The following is a 23186-nucleotide window of genomic DNA, read 5'->3' as shown; positions in this document are numbered from 1 at the left end:
TGAATTTTGCCAGAAAGTAAGTTGCTTTTTCTTTCGTAAATTGTGGATATGGAAGACACATTTAAAGAACCGGCGCCAGCTTACTTAAAAGCTTCTTATACCATTGCGGAGTATTTGGCAATGGAAAAAAGCGCTGACACCAAACATGAATTTTTTGAAGGCGAGGTTTTTGCAATGGCGGGCGCCGGCAGAAGGCATAATATAATCGCGAAAAATTTAACAGGCGAACTCTATTTGGCGCTCAAAGGCAAATCCTGCCAGCCCTATGGCAGCGATTTACGCATTCATATTCCCGAAAATACATTCTTTACCTATCCGGATATTTCAGTCATTTGCGGTGATATTACGCCCTCGCGTGAAGATGAAGACACCGCCATTCTGCCAACCGTACTTATTGAAATTTTATCCCCAGCGACCAAAAACTATGATCGCGGTGGTAAGTTTAAATTATACAGAGATATTCCTTCTCTTAAAGAATATTTGCTGGTTGATGCTGAATCGATCAACGTAGAAGCTTTTAGAATCAATAAGAGCGGCCATTGGGAACTGGAGGAATATAAAATGTTGGAAGACATTTTAGCTATTAAAGCCATTGACGTGTCGGTCAGCATCAGCGACATTTATAGCGGCACCGGTTTGACTGCTTAAAAATTGGCTATAATTTCTTCCGCGTGTTGTTTGCTTTTTGGCTTTAAGATGATCTTTTTGATCTTTCCTTTTTCGTCGATGAGAAAGGTGGTGCGATACACGCCCATATATTTATGCCCGAACATCTGCTTCTCGCCCCAAACGCCATATTTTTTTAAAATCTGATGGTTGGTGTCGGCAATCAGTGGGAAAGGCAGCGTATTTCTTTGTATAAACTTTTTATGTTTTGACATATCATCGGGGCTCACACCCACTATTTCTATTCCTTCCTGCTTCAAGGCAGAAAAATGATCCCGCAGATTGCAAGCCTGAACGGTGCAGGTAGCCGTCAAATCCTGCGGATAAAAATATAAAGCCAGTTTCTTCCCCTTGAATTGAGCGAGCGTTATTTTGTTGCCGTCCTGGTCTTTGCCCGAAAAAGCAGGCGCTTTCTGTCCTTCCTGTAAATGTGTTGGCATTTTTTTTCTGATATATGATGAGATTAAAGCTATCTGTCTTTAACCTAAAATGGCTGGTTTCAATTATCTCACAAATTTCCAGCTTTTTTGAGTGGTATTCCCCGCGATATCTTTGACCGTAACGGTTAGGGTATGCTGGCCTGGCTTCACTTTTTCATCAAAAGTATAGATCCAGTTACGGCCCTTATCGTTTGTAAAACGCAGCCATTTTCCATCTACTTCCGCCCGAAAATCAGCGACCCCATAATTATCTTTTGGCGTGAAAACGATACGCCGGGCTGTTTTCAGATTAATCACATCGCCCGTTCCCGGAGCGTTGATGGTCGGCGGCGCATTGTCAATGAGCGCTTCAAAGTTTCCGAAATCCCTGAATGGAGCGGTCAACCATTCCGCATTCCATTCAGCCTTCCTGATCGAAGTGTTTTTTCCAGTTCTTTTGATAATGATGCAATTGCGGTTTTCTGCACTGATGGGCTTGGTCGGTTTGATCCTCACTTCAAAGTTGCTGTGTACCGGAATATAGGTTTCTCCTAAATGATGAATAGAAGACACACTGTTTAAGGCCGGAGAAAGCGTACTCGAATAATTGGTATTCATCTTATCATACAAAGCATCATAAAAAAGATAGGCTTCAAATGTGGGCCGAAATATTTTATTGGGCCTCCCTGGAAGCCATTCGTATGATTTTGCTGCCGGCGCAGCAGCGCCGTTGTGAGCCAGTTTAAATTCGATGACCGAAATGTTGCCGTTGGCATCGGCCACTTCTATTTTCACCTCGCGGCTTTGCTGCGGCGATAACTGTATCAGCGCCTGACGGCCTAAGTCGTAATAAACCCCGCCCTTGTCGCCCGGCAACTTAGACACATGCTGCATCCACGATCCGCCGGTGCTCCTCATTTTATAATCAATCTGGCAATTCATATAGCGCGTGTCGTCGTAGCTGATGCTATCCACATAAAAGCTGCTCACTTCTTTGCCATCGACAAACAAACGCGCGCTGTAAATACCGTCTTGGTTGCTGGTGCCGTTGCGCCTGTCATAAGCCTGCACCGCAAAACTCAGCGACGCCAGGTTGGTACTGATGCTTCCGCCGGAAACCGTATATTTTCCGGCTGCTTTGGTGAGGCTAAACACTTTCGGATACCCGTCAAAAACCGAATTGGAGCGGTCGTACATGGCAATTCTGGAGACAACCGGGTCCACTTCATCAACAATCGGCGTTCCGAATAGCGTGGGATTCAACCTGCGACCCGATTTGGTATCGATTACCTCCCAGTGCACATGCGGGCCGCCCGAACCACCGGTTGTACCGCTCAGCGATATGAAATCGCCTTTTTTTACAGGGAATTTCCCCGCGGGAATATTCAAATGGGTTTCCCAGGATTCAGCATTATATTGATGCGCTTTTACATACTTTTCAAGATCATCCCTGAAGTCATTTAGATGGCCATATAAAGTGGAAAGCCCGTTGGGATGGTTAATAATAATCCATCGGCCCCAACTCAGCGGCTCAATCCCCACAAAGGCGATATAACCGTCGGCTGCCGCCACTACTTTTTGATTAACGACCTGGTTTGTGCGCACATCAAGGCCCATATGCCAGTGATTATTGCGCAGTTCGCCCATGTTGGCCACGATATCCGGCTTTAGCAATGTTACCCACCGGAAATATCCTTTGGGATAAACCGGCTTTTTATATAATTGGCTAAAAGAAGAAAATCCTGTCAATAACAAGGCCACAATTAATAAACTACTTTTCGACATGCGCCAAAAATAAAGAAATGAAAATTGATGGTGGCCATCGCCTATGGCCCGCGGCCGGAAACCGACCGGGAGGCCTGCAAGTCTTTTGTATCAGGGTTTTTATGTCGCGCTGCAGATAAAATACAAAAAACACGCGCCCCGTTTCCGATCAAAGCCTTACTTTTGCGCAATTTGTTTTTTTTACACAGAAAGAAAAAGAAAAAATGCCCAAGGACACTTCCATAAAATCAGTTTTAATTATTGGCTCCGGCCCTATTATTATCGGTCAGGCTTGCGAATTTGACTATTCCGGCACGCAGGCGGCGCGCAGTTTGCGTGAAGAAGGTATTAAAGTAATACTAGTCAACAGCAATCCGGCCACGATTATGACCGACCCCATGATGGCGGATAAAGTTTATTTATTACCGCTTACCGTGGAAAGTATTGAACAAATTTTACAGGAAAACCAGATTGATGCGGTGTTGCCGACCATGGGTGGGCAAACAGCCTTAAACCTCGCGAAAGAGGCGGAAGAACTGGGCATTTGGAAACAGTACAACGTTCGTCTTATCGGGGTGGACATTAAAGCCATTGAGAAAGCGGAAGACCGTGAGAAATTCCGTCAGTGGATGCTCGAAATTGGAATACCCGTTGCCACAGCGAAAACGGCAAATTCTTTCCTGGAGGGAAAAGAATATGCGCAGGAAATTGGTTTTCCGCTTGTAATCCGTCCTTCTTTTACACTCGGCGGAACGGGCGGTGGATTTGTGCATGATAAAGAAGACCTGGATGAAGCGTTGAACCGCGGCCTGCAGGCATCCCCTATTCACGAGGTGCTGGTAGAACAGGCGGTACTGGGTTGGAAAGAATTTGAACTGGAACTTTTACGCGATAACGCGGACAATGTATGTATCATTTGTACCGTGGAGAACTTTGACCCCATGGGTGTGCATACCGGCGACAGCATTACGGTAGCCCCAGCCATGACGCTTAGCGACACGGGCATGCAACTGATGCGCAACACGGCGATCAAAATGATGCGGGACCTGGGGAATTTTGCAGGCGGATGTAACGTGCAGTTTTCTATGAATCCGGCAACGGAGGAAATCATCGCCATCGAAATTAATCCGCGGGTGAGTCGTTCTTCGGCGCTTGCGTCAAAAGCAACCGGGTATCCCATCGCTAAAATTGCGGCCAAACTGGCCATCGGTTACAACCTGGATGAATTGGAAAACCAGATCACAAAAACCACATCAGCCTATTTTGAGCCTGCACTCGATTATGTGATCGTAAAAATACCACGTTGGAACTTTGATAAATTTAAAGGCGCCGATGATACGCTGGGCCTTCAAATGAAAAGCGTAGGAGAGGTGATGGCGATTGGCCGCAGCTTTAATGAAGCAGTGCAAAAAGCGTGTCAGAGCCTCGAAAACAACGCGATTGGGCTCGGCTATTATGGCAAAAGCCTGATGCATGCCGAAGAGCTGCAAGAATACATTAAGACACCGAAATGGGACCGGTTATTCCGCATTAAAGATGCGTTGATGGCCGGTATTTCTGTGAGCACCATATCAAAAGCGACCAACGGAATCGACAGGTGGTTTTTATCTGAAATTCAGAAATTGGTTGTTATTGAAAAGAAACTGGCTGAATTAAATCTGGACGATTTGAACGCGGACACCATCAGGGACGCAAAAGTGAATGGGTTCAGCGATGCTCAAATTGCCACGCTCGTGGGTGCGGAAGAAGATGAGGTATATAAAAAGCGTAAATCGTTTGGCATTGACCGCGTTTACAAAATGGTTGACACCTGTAGCGCCGAATTTGAAGCTAAAACACCTTATTTCTATAGCACTTTTGATAGCCCCAGCCTGAAAGTAAGTGGCGACGGGCTGACCCATAATGAATCAAAAGTTACCGATAAAAAGAAAATCCTCGTCTTGGGAAGCGGGCCAAACCGCATCGGGCAGGGCATCGAGTTTGACTACTGCTGCGTGCATGGATTGTTAGCCATTAAAGAAGCCGGCTACGAAGCCATCATGATGAACTGTAACCCCGAAACGGTGAGTACGGATTTCGATATGGCCGATAAACTTTACTTTGAACCGGTTTATTGGGAGCATGTGAGGGAGCTGATCGAATATGAAAAGCCCGCAGGCGTGATCGTTCAGCTGGGTGGCCAAACCGCTTTAAAGCTGGCCGAAAAGATCAAAAATATGGGTGTTGAGATCGTCGGTACTTCATTCGATAATATGGACATCGCCGAAGATCGCGGACGCTTTAGCGATATGCTGAAAGAGCTTAACATTCCTTATCCTGATTATGGTACGGCCTGGACTGTTGACGAAGCCATAGATGTGGCAAACCGCGTAGGCTATCCGGTGCTGGTTCGTCCTTCTTATGTTTTGGGCGGGCAAAGAATGCGCATCGTGATCAATGATGAAGAAGTTGAAAAAGCAGTGGTAAGCCTTTTAAAACATATTCCCGGAAATAAAATTCTTATCGATCATTTTCTCGACCGATGCCAGGAAGCCGAAGTAGATGCCATTTTCGACGGCGAGCATTTTCATGTAATGGGCGTGATGGAGCATATCGAACCGGCAGGTATTCATAGTGGCGACAGCAATGCGGTGCTACCGGCATTCAATCTTTCGCCAATGGAAGTAACCACCATGGAGCATTATGCAGAAAAAATCGCGCGGGCGCTGAATATTAAAGGGCTGATCAATATTCAGTTTGCCATTAAAGATGGCAATGTGTATGTAATTGAAGCCAATCCGCGCGCATCGCGCACGACGCCTTTTATTGCTAAAGCTTATCAAATCCCTTATTTAAATATTGCGACGAAAGTTATGTTGGGCGCCAACAAACTGACCGATTTCAAATTTGAAAAGAAACTGAAAGGGTTTGCAATTAAAGAGCCGGTATTTAGTTTTAATAAATTTCCAAGGGTGAACAAAGAGCTGGGCCCCGAAATGAAAAGTACCGGGGAAGCGATCCGTTTTATAAAAGATTTGAAAGACCCTTATTTCAGGCAGCTTTACAAAGACAGAAGCATGTTCCTGAGCAAATAATCAGAAATTGAAAAGCCGGTTTTTATGCCGGCTTTTTTATTAAGCCTTACTGAAGCACGATATAAAAAGCAGAAAAAAGCGCCACGCCTTTACGTATTTCACCGTCAATCCGAAACACATCATAATCGGTCATTGAAACAGGTGTAAAATCTTTACCATTCAGCTTGAACTGTTCATAGCTGGGGTAAATATTACATCCTTGTCTAGGGGCAACGCGATAGGTAATTTGGCTGGATTGATTGCCGACCGTGATTGTTATACCACCGCTATTCCCCCTTTTTTCCACCGGCAGTGGGAACGCCACAAATCTCACTTTTGTAAGCGTAGAATCCCTTTTTAGCGTAAATTTCTGTACGCTTCCGTTATAATCCCTGATAACAATATCCGAAGTATCGATCACGCCATTTAACAACAGATTATTACTGTCTTTATCGATAAAAATGGCAATCCGCTCCGGTATATAAATATCCAAAAGGGCACAGGCTTGTTCCTGCTTATTTTTTGTACATGATATTAAAAGCAATGCAAGCGTGATAAAATAAAATATTCTCATATGTAGCTTTTTAAATTAAACGGAAAATGACTGCCTTCCGCAACATTTCATATCATTATATCTAAAATCGCTGGTTCGCACTATCTTCGCTTTTATGGCTCTCAACAAAGATTTGGTAGTGTTGGTGGATGAGCGCGACGAAGCCCTCGGCACTATGGAAAAAATGGAAGCGCATGAGAAAGCTTTGCTTCACCGTGCCTTTTCGGTGCTGCTGTTTAATGAGCAAAACGAATGGCTGCTACAACGGCGGGCTTTGGATAAATATCATTGCGGCGGGCTTTGGACCAATACCTGCTGCAGCCATCCTTATCCTGACGAAAACACAAAAGACGCCGCTGTTCGCCGGCTGCAAGAGGAAATGGGCATAAGCTGCCGCCTCGAAAAAGCGTTTGATTTTATATACAAAGCCTCATTCGATAACGGGCTGACGGAACATGAATTTGATCATGTTTTTATTGGAAACTTTTCAGGCGATCCGCAAATCAATACGCAAGAAGTAGCCGATTGGAAATATATATCATCCGAAGACCTTAAAAAAGATATGGCAACTCATCCAGAAGATTATACGCCCTGGTTTAAAATCATAATAGATAAGATGGAAAAGGGCGGTTACATCATGTAGTGTTTAAAAATGACGGCTGCGATCAAAGCGCCGATCAACGGGCCTACAACAGGAATCCAGCTGTAACCCCAATCGCTGCTGCCTTTTTTACCAATGGGTAATATAGCATGCATAATGCGCGGCCCTAAATCGCGCGCAGGGTTGATCGCATAACCGGTTGGCCCTCCCAGGCTAATACCAATTCCTAACACGATCAGTGCCACAGGCAAAGCATCCAAAGCGCCTAAACTGCTGGCGGGGGCTATGATAAATAATACCGCAAAAATCAAAACAAAAGTGCCAATAATTTCTGTAATCAAATTATGGCCCGCGCTCCGGATAGCCGGGCCGGTACTGAATGTAGCGAGTTTCGCAGCCGTATCTTCTGTTTGGTCGTAATGTTGTTTATAAGAAAGCCAAACCAATAATGATCCCAGCATCGCGCCCAGCATTTGTCCGCCGATATAATCTGCAATAACTGCCGGCTCGATCTTTTCCAGGTAAGCCAAAGCAACGGTTACGGCCGGATTTAAATGGGCGCCGCTCGCTTTTGAAGAAATAAATACACCCACAAAAACGGCCATGGCCCAACCAAATGTAATGACGATCCAACCGCTGTTGTTTCCCTTGGTTTTGTTTAAAACCACGTTCGCAACTACGCCGTTACCTAAAAGAATTAACATGGCCGTGCCTACCAGTTCGCTGATAAAAATATTCATCTGTTTATTTTTTATTCTTTTTTAAGAGATGCCTGCCTGTTTCGTAAGTTCAAAAGTATTTCCGATTTTAAGCTTCCGTCCAAACCTGCGCCGCCCGCACTGCTTTTTTCCACTGTTTCTGTAAAGACGCCCGCACCTCTTCTTTCATGTAGGGCTCGAAGGATTTTTCTTTCTCCCAATAAGCCTGAACTTCTGCCACATCTTTCCAGAAAGAAACCGCCAGACCTGCCAGGTAGGCTGCGCCCAGCGCCGTCGTCTCCGTCACCGTTGGTCTGATCACCACCGTGTCCAAAATATTAGACTGGAACTGCATCAGGTAATCGTTGATCGTGGCGCCGCCATCTACTCTCACTTCCTTGATGGTAATTCCGGCATCGGCTTCCATGGCTTTTAAGACATCCATCGTTTGGTAGGCGATGCTCTCCACAGCGGCCCGGGCAATATGTCCGTCGCTCGAACCCCTGGTGAGCCCCACGATAATCCCTCTCGCGTGTTGGTTCCAATAAGGCGCTCCCAGACCGGTAAAAGCCGGCACCATATATACGCCTCCGTTATCCTTTTCAGTGGCCGTCAGCGCTTCCACGTCGCCCGATTTCTGAATGACTTTTAGCCCGTCGCGCAACCACTGAACAACGGCGCCCGCGATAAACACACTGCCTTCCAGCGCATAATGCACTTCATTATTTACTTTCCACGCGATGGTTGTTAGTAAGTTATTATTGGAAGTTACCGGCTGCGTGCCCGTGTTCATCAACATAAAACATCCGGTTCCATAGGTATTTTTTACCATGCCCGGCTGCGTACACATTTGCCCGAACAGGGCCGCCTGCTGATCGCCTGCGATACCGGCAACAGGAATCTCGACGGAAGTAAGCAGATGTTGCGTGTGGCCATAGACTTCGCTGCTCGACCTTACTTCGGGCAAAACACTTTTTGGAATATTCATTTTTTCAAGCAAATCATCATCCCATTGCAATTGGTGAATATTATAGATCATCGTTCGCGATGCATTGCTGACATCGGTTACATGCACTTTGCCATTGGTCAATTTCCAGACCAGCCAGCTATCAACTGTGCCAAAGCAAAGTTCACCCGCTTCCGCCTTTTTCCTGGCGCCTTCAACGTTGTCTAGAATCCATTTCAATTTGGTTCCTGAAAAATAAGCGTCGGTTACCAGCCCGGTTTTTTCTTTGATCACTGCTGAAGTGCCGTCTGCTTTCAGTTCGTCGCAGTAGTCGCTGGTGCGGCGATCCTGCCAAACAATAGCATTATACACCGGCTGCGATGTTTTTCGATCCCAAACCACAGTGGTTTCTCTTTGGTTGGTAATGCCGATGGCAGCAATATCTGCGGCGGTAATGCCTGCCTTAATAATAGCTTCTGCGGCCACACCGATTTGTGTGCTCCATATTTCGTTGGCATCGTGTTCTACCCAGCCAGGCTGCGGGAAAATCTGCTGAAACTCCTTTTGAGCGACAGCGATAATATTTCCTTTCTTATCAAAAACAATAGCACGGGAACTGGTGGTACCGGCATCAAATGACAGTATGTATTTGGACATAGCGAATCGTTTGTCAGCGGGCAATGCCTCGCTTTATTTTTAAAATTTATAGCAATGGCGAACGGTTTGAAGCAACGTTCTTGTTTCCTAACAGCAGGCTGCGTCACCGTTGCGCCGATTCAATTCTTTTTCCTTCCCACGCGATCGATAGCTGAAGATAAAACTTACAGTTGAGAAAACAAATCGGGATAATCGGTAATGATTCCGTCCACGCCCATCTGTTTTAATCTTTTCATCTCTCCCAAATCGTTCACCGTCCAGGGAATGATTTTCATATCTCTTTTATGGCAATCTTTGATCAATGTTTTTGTAACGATCTGGCTGTTGGGGCTTAAGATTTCCGGCTGAAAACCCAGGCTCGTTATAAGTTCTCCGACGCTTCTCTTTTCTTTTGCATCTATCAGGAAAGATAACGTGTAATCCGGATATTTTTGATGCAATAATTTCAACGCTCTTCCGTCGAAACTTTGAATGGTCATGCGCTGCGCTATATTTTTGGATTGAATAACGCTCATGGCCAGATACACAAAATTTTCGAGGCTGGGGTAGAAGCGTCCGTCGGCGCCAGGGTTTGATTTGATCTCAATATTATAGCGGATTTTTACGCCCTTCGACCTTGCATATTTTTCAGTGCTATCCAACAACGCGGAAAGAAGCGGCTTTGCCGCCGCCATTTTATGCTGGCGCGGGAATTGCGGATTTCTTTTCAGCCCCACGTCATATTTTATGATAGAATCATAACTCAGTTGATGAAGGATGATTTTTTTTGCCTGGGATGGCGTTAGTGTATCGCCATTGGGAGCGGTCGCAAAATAGCTGTTGAACGTCGGATCGTGAGAAACAATAACCTGACTATCCTTTGTAAGTTGCAGGTCCATTTCGAGCGTCGTCACGCCTCGGTCTATGGCGTCGAACATGGCCGCAACAGTGTTTTCGGGCATCAAACCCCGGCCACCGCGATGCGCCTGCATGTCGAAAACCAGATTTGCGTTGCTTGCCTTATGAACAGCTTTACAGCCCCACATAACAATACAAAAAAATAGCAAAAAATTTCTCATTAAATTCTGCAAATACCATTCATTTATTAACGGGCATCAGTTATCGTAGTGCCTCCTGTTTCGATAAGCGATATTGTGGAGGTAGCGGGTACTTCCAGATCTGTCATCGTTCTCTTTACCGTCCATTTTCCTGAGCGAGTGTTATACGTGCCTCCAAGTAGCCTAAATTTATCGTCGTTCACCAACGAAAATTTAAAAGTGTTCGTACCCATCAAATAAAATGGTTGTGGATCTAAAGTAGGCACAGAGGTATTCTGAGTTTCATAATAATCGGTATTGAAAATTTTATACCCGTAAGGCGGCGGACCAGGATCGAACGAGTTGCTTCCGCCGCCGCCGAACATGACTACATCAATTGGTACGGAAGAAGAATCGACAGTATTACCCTCAAACACGGCGATGCCCGCTACGTTTCCGCTATTAGCCAAAAGGTTTCCGGTAACGTCACCGAAATCATCTCCGGCAACTTCGTTATATAGCCTGCTCACAATCCAGTTTGAAGAACTGATATCTGTAGATCCTTCGCCATTAATCACTTTGTTTCCACCAACATAAAAGAAGGTGCCTTTGGCAGCCGTTCCGGAATTCAGGTTAAACTTATACGTCCGCGTTCCACCGGTTGCCCAGCCTTGTATGGGTATTCCGGTTGGCCGCGAGCTACCGGCATTATTTGTTGTAACAATAGCCATTGGAGTAACGGAAAAATCAATATCTTCTGTAGCCATTAGTTGGATGTACTCGTAGGTTGCATCTGATCCGGTGGCATTGTTTAAAAAGCCTGTCACAATTACTGGCGCAATTACCGGAGGTGCGCTCGAAAGTATTATAACATCGGCTGCGGTTCTTGGCCATAATTTAAAGTTACCATCTTCGTCGCGCAGTAAAACCCCCGTGTAGGTAGCTAAAAACGGTAAAGGGTCTGTGGCGTAGGAAGCATTTGCCGCAGTATAGATTGTAAGATCTCCAGAGCCGTTATTGATCATTTTTTCTCCGGCAAACGTTTCACCTTCTGTAGCAGGCGGATTAAATTCTGCGCTGGTGATAATAACCACAGTATTTTCGTATCGGTCTGGGTTTTGTGCGATTACTGAAACATCACCTATTACTGGTGCAAATACATTATTGCCAGAAGAAATTTTTGAAATAGCTTCATTACTTACTCCTGTGATTTGCAGCCTGCCATCCACACGGGATAAGGTCCCTCCTGATAAATCAACAACAATTGAGTCGCCCGGTAAGTAATTTGCCGCGGCCGAACCAATATTTAATGCTATGGCGCTATTCATGTTCAAACGTCGGGCATCTTGCATAATTAATAATCCTTCGGGTATATTTTTCCCTGAATGATCGGAAATTACAATGCCCGTTATTTTTTGAGAGCCGGCCAAAGCATCGGCCGATAAAGAAACGGGCTCCCCTTTGAATACGCTTTTCATATCATAGATAGAAATATAGGGGCTTACTTTTGCTCCCGGATAATTTCCATATTCTGATTTATTACAATTAAACAGAAAGAATACTGTCGTTATTAGTAATAGGTATGATAAACACTTTTGCATAATAATGTTATTAATTCATTTTCGGATATTGATCTTCTTTCCTTCACTTTGCCGCTACGGTTTCTGCCACCAAACCTGGGTAGAAATGATATCAGGCCCCTGCGCGTCTACCGCCAATCGGTAATTGGTGGGATTAGTTGATTGAACGTACACAGGATACACCATACGCCCGGGCATTACTCCTCCATTTTGTAAGCCTGCGCCTTTTGGTAAAACAGGATGCCCGGTACGACGATATTCAAACCATTGTTGCAAATCAGTTAAGAACAAAGCGTAATATTTTTGTAAGTGAATTTTCTCCATTAAATCGCTTTGTGAAGCCGCATCGTTCCACTGCATCCCTGCCGTAGTCAGATAAGAATCAATATCTTGATTCCATTCAGGCAGCCAGAGCGTAATACTATTTTCTGCACCCTTTTTATAGTATGATTCAGCGCTTCCGCTTATCCAGCCTTTTAAAGCAGCTTCAGCAAGGATGAATTGGGTTTCAGCGTAGTTCATGATCATGCCGGTCATTGGCTCATTTTGCAATGTTCTTGCGGGAGGATTACGCCCTTCCACTGTTTGGTCGATAGCATAAAAATAAGACCCCTTTTGTATGTCGTCGCCCTGAGCATAACCACTTGGAACACCGCTGTACAACCCTCCTGACTTTGCAATACCCCAACGGTTAATTCCGTCAACTCCATAATTATCCCCGTCTAAGCGAGGGTCTTTCCATGCCCATAAATAATCTATAAAAAAACTACACAAGGCAGGATCCCTAAAGTCTTGCGCCCGAACGTTGCTCGAATAAGGAGAAACATAGGAGGCTCCCATCCATCGTAAGATTGCGGAATCATCATTATCTTCCATGATGGGATAATTTGCCGGATTCGTGTCAATCATTTCTTTTATCTTACCAACAACCGTTGCAGATACTTCCGACTTGCCAGAAACTCTCAACAATAAACGCAGGTATAAAGAATTTCCAAACCTGCGCCATTTTTCTACATTACCATGAAACACAGGATCGGACTGCACGTCAATAGCTTGGTTGCTACCTAACAGCTCGTTAGCGAGGTCGAGCTTGCTAAACAGTCCCATATAAATATCTTTTTGACGGTCAAATGCCGGCTCTTTTATATCGCCAAACTCTTTTCTTGCACTATTGGCTTCGGTAAATGGTATGTCGCCGTAAGTATCGGTAAGAAGGGAATAAAGATGCGCCTGCATGATCAATGCAATTCCCATATAGCTTTTTTGTGGGTTGGTTGAATCGCCCATGGCCACATAATACATATCTTTAAAGTTGGTCAACTCGCTGAACAAACCGTTCCATAAATAATCTGAAAACGTATTTCTGAAATCGTATCTGAAAACGGCGTTGTCGGCATCGCTGATATTTACCGTAACCTGCATCAACTCGTTATTAAAATTTCGATTGCGGATCATGCAATAACTCAGAGTGCTGCGCAACGCGGGTGCCAAAAGCTGATGGGCGCTAACATTAGTTATACTATTAGGATCAGTATTAATCTTATCAAAATTCCTGGTACAGGAACCCATTAAACAGGTTATTGCAATTACAGAAAAGATTATTATAATGCTTTTTTTCATCTGTTTATTTTTATTGATATTATTCTGAGTTTTTTTGAAAACCTTTACGAAGTCTCTTAAAGGCCGATTACCAAATTGGCACCAATTGTTCGCGTAGACGGAAACTGGGCGACTTCAAAACCGCGCACAATATCTGTTCCGCTTAAAGTTCCAAATTCCGGATCAAACATGGGCCACGACGACCAGATAAATAAATCTCTTCCAAACACGCCAACCGTAACGCGGTTCAACCCAATCTTTCCAACCACATGCTGCGGTAAATTATAATCCAACCTTGCCTCTCGAAACTTAATAAAGTCGGTGCTGAATGTGCTGCCTTCGGCGTTATCAATACCCCAATGAGAACGATAATACTGATCTATATCTGTCGCAATAACATCGTTGGTACGGTACGTGCCGTCGCTATTTTGCACAACACCGTTTCCAATAATGCCGCTATATCTTCCAGGGAGCGTTGATGAGAGTTTTCCCTGCTCTGCCATTTTGTAGTGCATTAAAGAATGTGCTACGGCTCCCCACTGCGCATCAAAGCGAAGGGTTAACCTAACTCCCTTATAACTAAATTGATTACCCAACCCTATTTTTCCTTTAGGAATGGTATTCCCCAAATACACAACGTCAGTTGCCAACTTTGCCCAGCCTGTATTAGCGTCATAGATAACCTGCCCGTCCGGTGCACGTTGATAACCACGCCCGTAAAGGTCTCCCATACTACCGCCAACCTTTGCAACAATTTGCCCGCCCCCAACAGGCCCCAAGCCAATTACAAGCGAAGAATCCGGCATACTCACCACGCGGTTGCGATTGGTTGCATAAACGATATCGGTACTCCATTCGAAACCGCCTTTAACTTTAGATCGGATAGTGTTCGCATTAATTGCGAGCTCAAATCCTGTGTTGCGCACCTTACCGGCATTGATCACCTCACGTGTATATCCTGAAGAGCGGTCTAAAATTCTTTCTAAAATTTGATTTTTTGTATTGCCAATATAACCGGCCACATCAATGGTTAAACGGTTTTTAAACATCCTGAAATTTGCACCCAATTCTGCGGTGGTTGTACGCAGGGGTTTTAAATCCGGGTTGGCTAAAACTGTAGGATTCTGATAATATGCGCTGTCAAACAAAAAGTCTCTGACATAATTATATGAAGTTCTATATGGAATTGTAGTTCCGCTACCTACGCTGGATAATGAAAATCGCAACTTGGCAAAATTGAACAAGTCAGGCAAATGATACGCATCGGAGAGAATATAGCTCATATTTAATGCAGGATAGAAAAAGCCACTGCTGCTGGTGCGGCTTGGTGTGGCTAATACGCTGTTCCAATCTTGACGCCCACTTAAATCGACATACAAATAGTTTTTAAACGCGGCAGAAAATAAACCATAAAAGCTGTTAATCACATATTCACTTCGGTAGGGGATCGTTACAGGATTGCCCAACGCGGCATTAAAATCATATGCGAAGGGCGCATTAAGCGAATCCGCTCTTTTTTCCAGCCGGTCGTAACTGTTTTTTAAGTGGCTACCTCCAGCGGTTGCAGTGATGCTCCAATTACTCGAAAGCTCTTTGTTGTATTTTAAAAGAAAATCTGTTGTCCACTCCTGAGCTTTAATATCCTGTGTCCGGTAGCTTCCCTTTTGAAATCTGGAGCCAGCGTCGTAAGGTCTTTTCTGCGCACGGTCTTCGTTACCGTAGTCACCCGAAGTACGCACCATTAGACTCAGATCTTTATTAAAGCTGTAGGTTGCAGACACATTTCCTATTAAAGTATTTCTGTTCGACTCATTTAAGAATTCATACGCGATAGCATATGGGTTTTCCGGAAAAGTACTGTATGGATAGAATATCCTATTGCCCGGTTGTATGGGGTTACCATCGGCATCGCGCCGGTGCCAGTACTCTTTTAGCCAGTCCAAGTCGGCGTTGGGCTGCCAGAAAATAAACCAATACATTACTGATTGATTACCGTAGCCAGCACCAGGCAGGTTGTCACTTTGCTTATTGGTGTAATTTATTTTAGCGGACAACTGTAATTTATCAATCGGCTTTGAATTAATAGTAAACGAAGCAGTGTTGCGACCATACCCCGTATTCGGCATAATCCAATTATTATTGACATTGGTATAAGACAGTCGTATATTGGTTTTACCAAAATTTTTATCTGCAGTAATACTATTCGTTAATGTTTTACCAGTTTCAAAATAGTTTCTCAATTTATTTGTATAAGGCACCCACGGGGTTCGCTCCAAGCCCTGCGCCATAGAATCGGGGTTATACTGATAAAACATTTGCCCGTTAAATTTGGGGCCGTAGGCTGAGGAAGTTGCCGAGGTGCTGCCGCCATCCGGGCCTGCGCCAAAAGAATAATAATTATCCCCTCGCAAACCCTGTCCATACTCAAATTGCATATCCGGCCATCTATTTACCGACTCTGTGCTAACATTAGAATTAAAGGTAATGCCCCATTTTTTATCTTTTCGTTTTGCTGATTTTGTAGTGATTATAATCGCTCCATTTGCACCACGCTGACCATACAATGCTGCCGCGCCTGGCCCTTTTAAAACGGTTACCGATTCGATATCTTCCGGGTTGATATCATTTAAACCGCTACCATAGTCGGCAGGCATATTGTCACTGCCAGTTCCATAAATAGCCTCGCTCCCGTTAGCAGTTCGTCGGGCACTACCATTATTGATAACCACACCATCCACTACAATCAGGGCTTCGTTTTCTCCAGTCAGATTGTTTTCTCCGCGCAAAATTATTTTGTTGGAGCCTGTTGGTCCAGCGCCTGAACGAATCATATTTAAGCCAGCTACTTTTCCAGATAGTGCGTCCGTCCAGTTTCCAGATATCGCATTTGTGAGGTCTTCGTTTTCTAATGTTGTTTGCGAATAACCTAAGGAGCGAGACTCTCTCTTTATACCCAATGCGGTAACAACCACTTCGTCCATCTCACCAACACCCTGTACCAATTCGATATTTAAGCTAGATTCGCTACTTAAAATAACTTGTTTCATCGCGAAGCCGACACCTGAAAATGTTAGCGTTTCCCCAGTACTCGCCTGAATAGAAAACCGGCCATTGGAACTCGATATCGTGCCACGCAACGAGTTTTCAACCTGAATACTAATGTTGGGTAATGGCTGCTTACTTTCTGCATTCACAACCGTACCCGTTATCGTTCGCTGCTGCGCCACCGATATCAGGCAGGCCAACACCAACGTAGCTGTCAACAGCATTTTTTTTCGCAGCTTCAATAATGTAAAAAGAGGAGCCATCTTAGCTTTATTTTTTTGGTTTGCAAAAGAAGTGTTAATAACTGATCAAAATCATCGCCATTCAAATAGTAATAATTTGTTCAAACATTGATAATGATAAAATAATATCGATTGTAAAAGGCAAGCATTACATCTGTTTAGATGTTGCCTTATGCAATCTGATATTGGGTCGCAAGTTTTTTATAATCGTTTATTTGAGCTTCTATCCAATCGTTATCCCTGTTCAATTCTTCAGCCATAATTCTGGCCACTTCAGCGCAGATGCGTACACTTTCCTTCGCATCGAGCAACAGCGCGCGCGTCCTTCTTGCTAAAAAATCTTCTACGGTGCGGGCCATTTCCTGCTGCACCGCCCACCTGATCTGCATCTCATGAATGCGCAGTTTCTCGCTGATCCAGTTGTTGTAAGTGCCGTTTATTTTTTCACGGATTAATGGCGCGTCACTTCCATAGAAATAAAAAGGGTCGTCCCAGTTTACAGTCTCACTAAACCCATGAATTTTTTTTGTTTCGGTTTTTGGCTTTTTGGAGGGCCATTGCAAATCGGCTTCGATCTTATCCACCATATCTTCACCCATTTTTCTGAAGGTCGTCCACTTGCCCCCAATAATTGTGAACAGGTTGGCATCAGATTTTATGATTTTATGGCTGCGCGATATTTCCTTTGTTTTTTGAGAGCCTTTATCGGGAGCCGCCAACGGCCGCAAACCCGCAAAAACACTAAGTACATCTTTTCGTGTAGGCGCTTTGTCTAGATATCCTGATGTTGTTTTCAATACAAAATCAATCTCCTTCTCCAGCGCTTTGGGCTCTATGCTCGGCTCGCCAACGGGCGTGTCGGTGGTGCCGATTACCACTTCATTGTGCCAAGGCACGGCAAATAATACCCGTCCATCGCTGGTTTCGGGAATCATTAATGCGTGTTGCGACGCATAAAACCTTCGGTCTACCACGATATGAATGCCCTGGCTGGCCACTACTGTCTGGCCCGCCTCCGCATCGTCCATTCTTAAAATATTATCTACAAAAACGCCGGTAGCATTTACGATCGCTTTCGCTTTAACCGTATGAACGGCTTTCTTTTCATTATCCTTTATAACGGCTCCGCTCAGTTTACCGCTATCGTTTTTGATTAATCCGGTTACTTCAGCGTAATTCAGCACCACGCCGCCGTTCTCTACAACGGTTTGAGCCAGATTGATGGCCAGCCTCGAATCGTCAAATTGGCCATCGTGGTATAAAACGCCTCCCATCAGGCCTTGCTGCCTGATGCCGGGCAATTGTTTCAATGTTTCATCTTTCGATACGACCGTCGACCGGCCCAGCGACAATTTTCCGGCAATCCAGTCGTAGATTTTAAGGCCAACGGCATATTTGATTTTATCCCAAAGACTATAAACCGGAATGATAAAAGTTTGATTTTTAACCAGGTGAGGCGCGTTTTTTTGTAAAAGGCCCCGCTCGATACAAGCCTCACGCACCAGTTTTACATCTCCCTGCGCAAGATACCTGACACCGCCATGCACCAGCTTCGTGCTGCGGCTGGAAGTGCCTTTGGCAAAATCGGCCTGATCGACCAATAAGGTTGTATAACCGCGGGACACCGCATCCAAAGCGACTCCCAGACCGGTGGCGCCGCCACCAATCACCAGCACGTCCCATCTTTCCTGCTGATTCAATTTCTCTATAGCAATATCGCGATTCATGCATTTACCAGTTTCGATTTTTTTAATACGAAACCTTCCGAAATCAAATATAATAATTTTATTTCTAAACAAAACAAAATAAAGTTTTTTAAATTTTTGTTTCCCCTTTGCTTATAATGTCCATTGTTGGTTTTGTTTTGGTTTGGCCCGGCGCGGGCAAAAAATCGTTTGCCATTTGTGGATTAATTGTAAAACAATGCGCTACGATGGTTTTTATGTGGTTTTGTTTTAATATTGCGTTAATACATTATGGCTCTGCTCAGCCCCGCTATATCATCCTTAGCACGTATGCGCCAATGGCGCATTGAAGCCTGGCGCGAGCACCCGCTGGATTCGCAAAGAGAAGTGATTCAAAACCTGGTTACTTCGGCCCAATACACCGAATTTGGACGTAAGCACAACTTCACGAACATTTATAATATCCGCGATTTTAAAAAAGCGGTCCCTATTTGCGAATACGACGATCTGAAGCCTTATATCGAACGCATGATGCAGGGCGAACAAAACCTTTTGTGGAACAGCCCGGTTTACTGGTTTGCAAAAAGTAGCGGCACCACCAGCGATAAAAGCAAGTTTATTCCTGTCAGTGAAGAAAGCCTCGAAGACTGCCATTATAAAGCGGCCAAGGATGTGCTCACTATGTATTATGCGAGTCACCCCGAAAGCAAAATGCTGACGGGAAAGGGCCTGGTACTCGGCGGCAGCCATACTATTAACCCCGTCAACAACGAAGCTCAGTATGGCGATTTGAGTGCGGTCTTATTACAAAACAGTCCTTTCTGGGGGCACTGGCTGCGCACGCCCGATCTCGAAATTGCTTTGATGGATAAATGGGAGGACAAGCTGGAAAAAATGGCCCGGCAAACCGTTAATGAGCATGTCACTTCGATCAGCGGCGTGCCCACCTGGACTTTAATCCTGTTCAGGCGGCTTTTGGAAATGACCGGCAAACAATCGATTTCCGAAGTATGGCCCGACCTGGAATTATATATGCACGGCGGTGTTTCCTTTACGCCCTATCGAGAACAATTTCAAAATATCATCGGCAAGCCTATCAATTATCTGGAAACCTACAACGCCAGCGAAGGCTTTTTCGCTGCCAATGATGTTCCCGGCGAAGCCGGAATGTTGCTCTTCACCGATCACGGTATTTTCCTGGAATTTATGCCGATGAGCGAGCATGGAAAGCCTAATCCGCAGACCATTGGCCTAAAAGATGTAGAACTGAATGCCAACTACGCGATCGTAATCAGCACCAATGGCGGCCTCTGGCGGTACCTGCTTGGCGACACGATTCGATTTGTTTCGAAAGACCCTTACAAAATTGTGGTCAGCGGCCGGGTGAAACACTATATTAATGCCTTTGGCGAGGAAGTGATTGTTGATAACAGTGATAAAGCCATTAGCATTGCTTGTCACAAAACCGGCGCTGTCGTAAATGACTATACAGCGGCGCCGATTTATTTTTCGGAGGGCCATAACGGCGCTCACGAATGGCTCATTGAATTTGAAAAACAGCCGGAAAGTTTAGCAGCTTTCACAGCCGAGCTTGATGCCGCGCTCCAAAGCATCAACAGCGATTACGAAGCAAAACGGTATAAAAATATTGCACTGAGCCTGCCCCAGATCCACAATATGCCGAAAGGCAGTTTTAACAACTGGCTGCAGCAAAAAGACAAACTTGGCGGTCAGCATAAGGTTCCGCGGCTGTCCAACGAAAGAAACTATTTAGAAGAAATTCTTCAACTTCAGGCAGCAAAGCCTACCTTGTAAGCCGCCTTCTTTTTAACATTTGATCATTGTTCGATTGTCGAAATACCATGTTATTTTTGCCAGATCATGCAAATGAAAATTACAACCAAAAACCTGGTAAAAAGATACGGTCAACGCACGGTGGTAAACCATGTTTCTTTTGACGTACATCAGGGAGAAATTGTGGGGCTGCTGGGCCCGAACGGAGCAGGAAAAACAACTTCCTTTTATCAGGTTGTAGGATTGATCAAACCAGACGAAGGCAACGTGTTTCTCAACGACGAAAATATAACCAAGCTGCCCATGTACAAACGTGCTCAAATGGGCATTGGCTATTTGCCGCAAGAGGCGTCTGTTTTCAGGAAACTGAGTGTGGAGGATAATATTGCCGCCGTATTGGAAATGACCAAACTGAGCAAGGCGGAACAAAAGGAAAAGCTGGAATCGCTTATCGCAGAATTTCGCTTAGGGCATGTACGCAAAAGCAACGGCGACGTGTTGAGCGGTGGCGAAAGGCGTCGAACCGAAATCGCCCGCGCGCTGGCCGTAAATCCCAAATTTATTTTGCTTGATGAGCCTTTTGCGGGGATCGATCCGATCGCGGTAGAAGATATTCAAAGCATCGTGGCGCGGCTAAAATTTAAAAATATCGGCATCCTGATTACGGACCATAATGTAAATGAAACGCTGTCGATCTGCGACCGGGCTTATTTGCTCATTGACGGAAAAATATTCGAAAACGGAACCGCAGAAGAACTGGCGGCCAACGAGCAGGTTAGAAAGCTTTACCTGGGTCGCAATTTTGAATTAAAGCGCAAAGACTATTTATACGAAGAAGCCAGAACGGAAGCGCAAGCTGAAGCGCAGCCGCCGGTTACCGATTAAAATGCACACTGCCCGCAACGATGATTGCGGGCAGTATACTTAAAAATCCAGGTTATAACAATTATGAGGTTTCTGTTTCGTCGGCAGGCTCCAGGTTATTATCTTTTACGAATTTATCGCGGTGTTCTGTAAAACTCACCAAAAGGCTGTCGATAGCCTCGATCGATTTGTCAGCATTTTCATGAAGATCCGGAAGAGATTTGTCTAAAATCCCTAAACCGAGATTAATGTTATCCGCTTCAATTTGTGCCACTTTTTTCAGCACGGAGGTTTCGCTATTTTTAAGGTCTTCCAACTCCCGTAAAATTTTATCTATCGCCTCCTTTTTTTCCATTTTATCCATAAGTTTAATTTTTAATACTAAGTATGCAAAATCTATACAACAAATGGATGGAGCAGCATCACTTTAGGGAAACATTCAGAAATACACTATTATTTTCTTAATAAAATGCAAATAATTAACCCTTTAGTCGAGAAAGAGATCCGTATATAATTTACCTCCCGCTGCGACGCTATAGGATGATAAATCGGTTATGCCGTTTTGTTTTAACACTTTTTCGTCGATAAAGGCGTTTCCGGTGCAGTTACCTGGCTTTTTCGCTAAAATATAATAGGCAGCATCCGCCAGAATTTCGGGCTTGCGGCTCATTTGGACGAGCGCTTCTCCACCCAGTAGATTGCGTACGGCCGCGGTATCAATTGTCGTTTGGGGCCAAAGCGCATTTGAAGCTACAGGCATATCCTTAAATTCTTCAGCCCAGCCCAACGCCATCATTGTCATATTATATTTGCTCATGGTGTAGGCAATATGGCTACCCAGCCATTTGGGCGCCATGTTTAGAGGCGGCGAAAGCGTCAAAATATGAGCATGGTCAGATTTGGACAGCCAGGGCAGGCAATGCCGGGTTACCAAAAAAGTGCCGCGAACATTGATGTCGTGCATCAAATCAAATCGATTGGTTTTGGTTTCGCTGGTTTTGGTAAGTGCGATGGCCGAAGCATTATTAATAACAATATCGATGCCTCCAAAAGTTGCGGCCGTTTTTTCCACGGCCTCCTGAATCATGGCTTCATCGCGAATGTCGCAGGGGACGGGTAGCGCTTTTACGCCCAATGCTTCAATTTCCTCCGCAGCAGAGAAAATAGTACCTCCGAGTTTTTCATTTTCGCGCACCGATTTGGCCGCTACAACAATGTTGACGCCCTCCCGCGCGAGGCGAAGCGCAATTGCTTTTCCTATACCGCGGCTGGCGCCGGTGATAAACGCGGTTCTGTTTTTCAGTAGCATATCGTATTAGGTTTGATGAAAAAATGGCAAATGGGCCGCGGCTTATTGCGGCTGTGGAGCAGCGGCGCTGTCGGTAGTGGCGGAAGCTGGCTGCCCGGGCGAAAACGCATCGCCTTCAGAAATCTGATAACCATTGCGCACTTCCTTAAAATTAATTCTTTTAAAATCCTGCGACGCATCTAACCCGTTTTTGGCAGGTACTGCTCCCGTCGGCTGCTTAAGCAGCGCCGGTTTATCCGTATAAAACAATTCCTTTTCCTGATCCCACCAAAGATCTTCGCAGGTGAGCGTGTCGCCTTTAATAGAGATGACCACCACACTATCGCGCAGATACACTTTATTAAGCGACTCGAAGTACTTACCATAAAGGGCATCTAATTTATTTTCAACGATTTTCTGGTCGTTGAAGAAGTCTACATGCAGGGTTTTAGGAAATTCTACATAGGGTGTGTCAACGTTGAACTGGGACACCACGCGAACCATCACGGGGGCCGTTAGCCTGGCTTTAACTTTCCCTCCCTGCGACAAATAGCTTTCGATTTTCTTTGCCTGATCTTTCTGCACCGCCTTTTTACCAAATGCGTTGATCTCGCTCTCGCTGTTTTCGCAGGAAACCAAAGCAAAAGCCATAAAAAAGATCAGAAGCTGCTTCAAAATGTGATGGATTATTACGGTTGCTAAATTACTAACAACGG

The 23186-nt window shown here is 44.9% G+C and carries 18 protein-coding genes; 5 read left to right on the top strand and 13 right to left on the bottom strand.

Annotation, left to right across the window (positions count from 1 at the left end; translation table 11 throughout):
* Positions 1–48: 48 nt before the first annotated feature.
* A complete protein-coding gene (locus ABDK00_RS00690; RefSeq protein ID WP_346237581.1) occupies positions 49–648 on the top strand; it encodes a Uma2 family endonuclease in 600 nt (199 codons plus the stop codon).
* Here the strand turns inward: ABDK00_RS00690 and bcp are convergent.
* Positions 645–1106: a thioredoxin-dependent thiol peroxidase gene (bcp, locus tag ABDK00_RS00685; RefSeq protein WP_346237580.1), complete on the bottom strand. Its 462-nt coding sequence runs from the start codon at positions 1104–1106 to the stop codon at positions 645–647. The genes ABDK00_RS00690 and bcp overlap by 4 nt on opposite strands.
* 63 nt (positions 1107–1169) lie before the next feature.
* A complete protein-coding gene (locus ABDK00_RS00680) occupies positions 1170–2870 on the bottom strand; it encodes a peptidoglycan DD-metalloendopeptidase family protein (RefSeq protein WP_346237579.1) in 1701 nt (566 codons plus the stop codon).
* 203 nt (positions 2871–3073) lie between these two features.
* Between ABDK00_RS00680 and carB the strand changes: the two genes are divergently transcribed.
* Positions 3074–5923: a carbamoyl-phosphate synthase large subunit gene (gene carB, locus ABDK00_RS00675; protein ID WP_346237578.1), complete on the top strand. Its 2850-nt coding sequence runs from the start codon at positions 3074–3076 to the stop codon at positions 5921–5923.
* 46 nt (positions 5924–5969) lie between these two features.
* Here carB and ABDK00_RS00670 read toward each other — a convergent pair whose 3' ends face one another.
* Positions 5970–6476: a hypothetical protein gene (locus ABDK00_RS00670; protein ID WP_346237577.1), complete on the bottom strand. Its 507-nt coding sequence runs from the start codon at positions 6474–6476 to the stop codon at positions 5970–5972.
* Between the two features lie 94 nt (positions 6477–6570).
* Between ABDK00_RS00670 and idi the strand changes: the two genes are divergently transcribed.
* Positions 6571–7098 carry an isopentenyl-diphosphate Delta-isomerase gene (gene idi, locus ABDK00_RS00665; RefSeq protein ID WP_346237576.1) on the top strand — a complete coding sequence of 176 codons (528 nt, stop codon included), beginning with the start codon at positions 6571–6573 and terminating at the stop codon, positions 7096–7098.
* Here idi and ABDK00_RS00660 read toward each other — a convergent pair.
* From ABDK00_RS00660 to ABDK00_RS00630, 7 genes are all read right to left on the bottom strand, one after another.
* On the bottom strand, positions 7086–7796 hold the full coding sequence (locus ABDK00_RS00660) for an MIP/aquaporin family protein (protein WP_346237575.1): 711 nt from the start codon (positions 7794–7796) through the stop codon (positions 7086–7088). The genes idi and ABDK00_RS00660 overlap by 13 nt on opposite strands.
* Before the next feature lie 67 nt (positions 7797–7863).
* A complete protein-coding gene (gene glpK / locus ABDK00_RS00655; protein WP_346237574.1) occupies positions 7864–9357 on the bottom strand; it encodes a glycerol kinase GlpK in 1494 nt (497 codons plus the stop codon).
* Between the two features lie 164 nt (positions 9358–9521).
* Entirely contained in the window at positions 9522–10382 is an 861-nt protein-coding gene (locus tag ABDK00_RS00650) for a glycerophosphodiester phosphodiesterase family protein (protein ID WP_346237573.1), read from the bottom strand.
* Between the two features lie 59 nt (positions 10383–10441).
* Positions 10442–11974 carry a DUF5689 domain-containing protein gene (locus ABDK00_RS00645; protein ID WP_346237572.1) on the bottom strand — a complete coding sequence of 511 codons (1533 nt, stop codon included), beginning with the start codon at positions 11972–11974 and terminating at the stop codon, positions 10442–10444.
* A 54-nt stretch (positions 11975–12028) separates the two neighbouring features.
* A complete protein-coding gene (locus tag ABDK00_RS00640) occupies positions 12029–13522 on the bottom strand; it encodes a SusD/RagB family nutrient-binding outer membrane lipoprotein (protein ID WP_346238298.1) in 1494 nt (497 codons plus the stop codon).
* Positions 13523–13629: 107 nt separating this feature from the next.
* Positions 13630–16860: a SusC/RagA family TonB-linked outer membrane protein gene (locus ABDK00_RS00635; protein ID WP_346237571.1), complete on the bottom strand. Its 3231-nt coding sequence runs from the start codon at positions 16858–16860 to the stop codon at positions 13630–13632.
* 149 nt (positions 16861–17009) lie between these two features.
* Positions 17010–18566, bottom strand: a complete 1557-nt coding sequence (locus ABDK00_RS00630) for a glycerol-3-phosphate dehydrogenase/oxidase (protein ID WP_346237570.1) — start codon at positions 18564–18566, stop codon at positions 17010–17012.
* A 249-nt stretch (positions 18567–18815) separates the two neighbouring features.
* Between ABDK00_RS00630 and ABDK00_RS00625 the strand changes: the two genes are divergently transcribed.
* The gene (locus tag ABDK00_RS00625; RefSeq protein ID WP_346237569.1) at positions 18816–20339 is read left to right on the top strand and encodes a GH3 auxin-responsive promoter family protein; all 1524 of its coding nucleotides are present in this window, start codon (positions 18816–18818) and stop codon (positions 20337–20339) included.
* 72 nt (positions 20340–20411) lie between these two features.
* A complete protein-coding gene (gene lptB, locus ABDK00_RS00620) occupies positions 20412–21203 on the top strand; it encodes an LPS export ABC transporter ATP-binding protein (protein ID WP_428400356.1) in 792 nt (263 codons plus the stop codon).
* A 61-nt stretch (positions 21204–21264) separates the two neighbouring features.
* Here the strand turns inward: lptB and ABDK00_RS00615 are convergent, their stop codons facing one another.
* From ABDK00_RS00615 to lptC, 3 genes are all read right to left on the bottom strand, one after another.
* Positions 21265–21546 (bottom strand): hypothetical protein, encoded by a 282-nt coding sequence (locus tag ABDK00_RS00615; RefSeq protein ID WP_346237567.1) that lies wholly within the window; start codon positions 21544–21546, stop codon positions 21265–21267.
* A gap of 123 nt (positions 21547–21669) precedes the next feature.
* Positions 21670–22491 (bottom strand): NAD(P)-dependent oxidoreductase, encoded by an 822-nt coding sequence (locus ABDK00_RS00610; protein ID WP_346237566.1) that lies wholly within the window; start codon positions 22489–22491, stop codon positions 21670–21672.
* 42 nt (positions 22492–22533) lie between these two features.
* On the bottom strand, positions 22534–23145 hold the full coding sequence (gene lptC / locus ABDK00_RS00605) for an LPS export ABC transporter periplasmic protein LptC (protein ID WP_346237565.1): 612 nt from the start codon (positions 23143–23145) through the stop codon (positions 22534–22536).
* Positions 23146–23186: the final 41 nt, after the last annotated feature.

The sequence above is a fragment of the Niabella insulisoli genome, assembly GCF_039652435.2.
GTDB classification, from domain to species: Bacteria; Bacteroidota; Bacteroidia; order Chitinophagales; family Chitinophagaceae; genus Niabella; species Niabella insulamsoli.
This window is presented reverse-complemented; position numbering and strand designations above follow the sequence as displayed.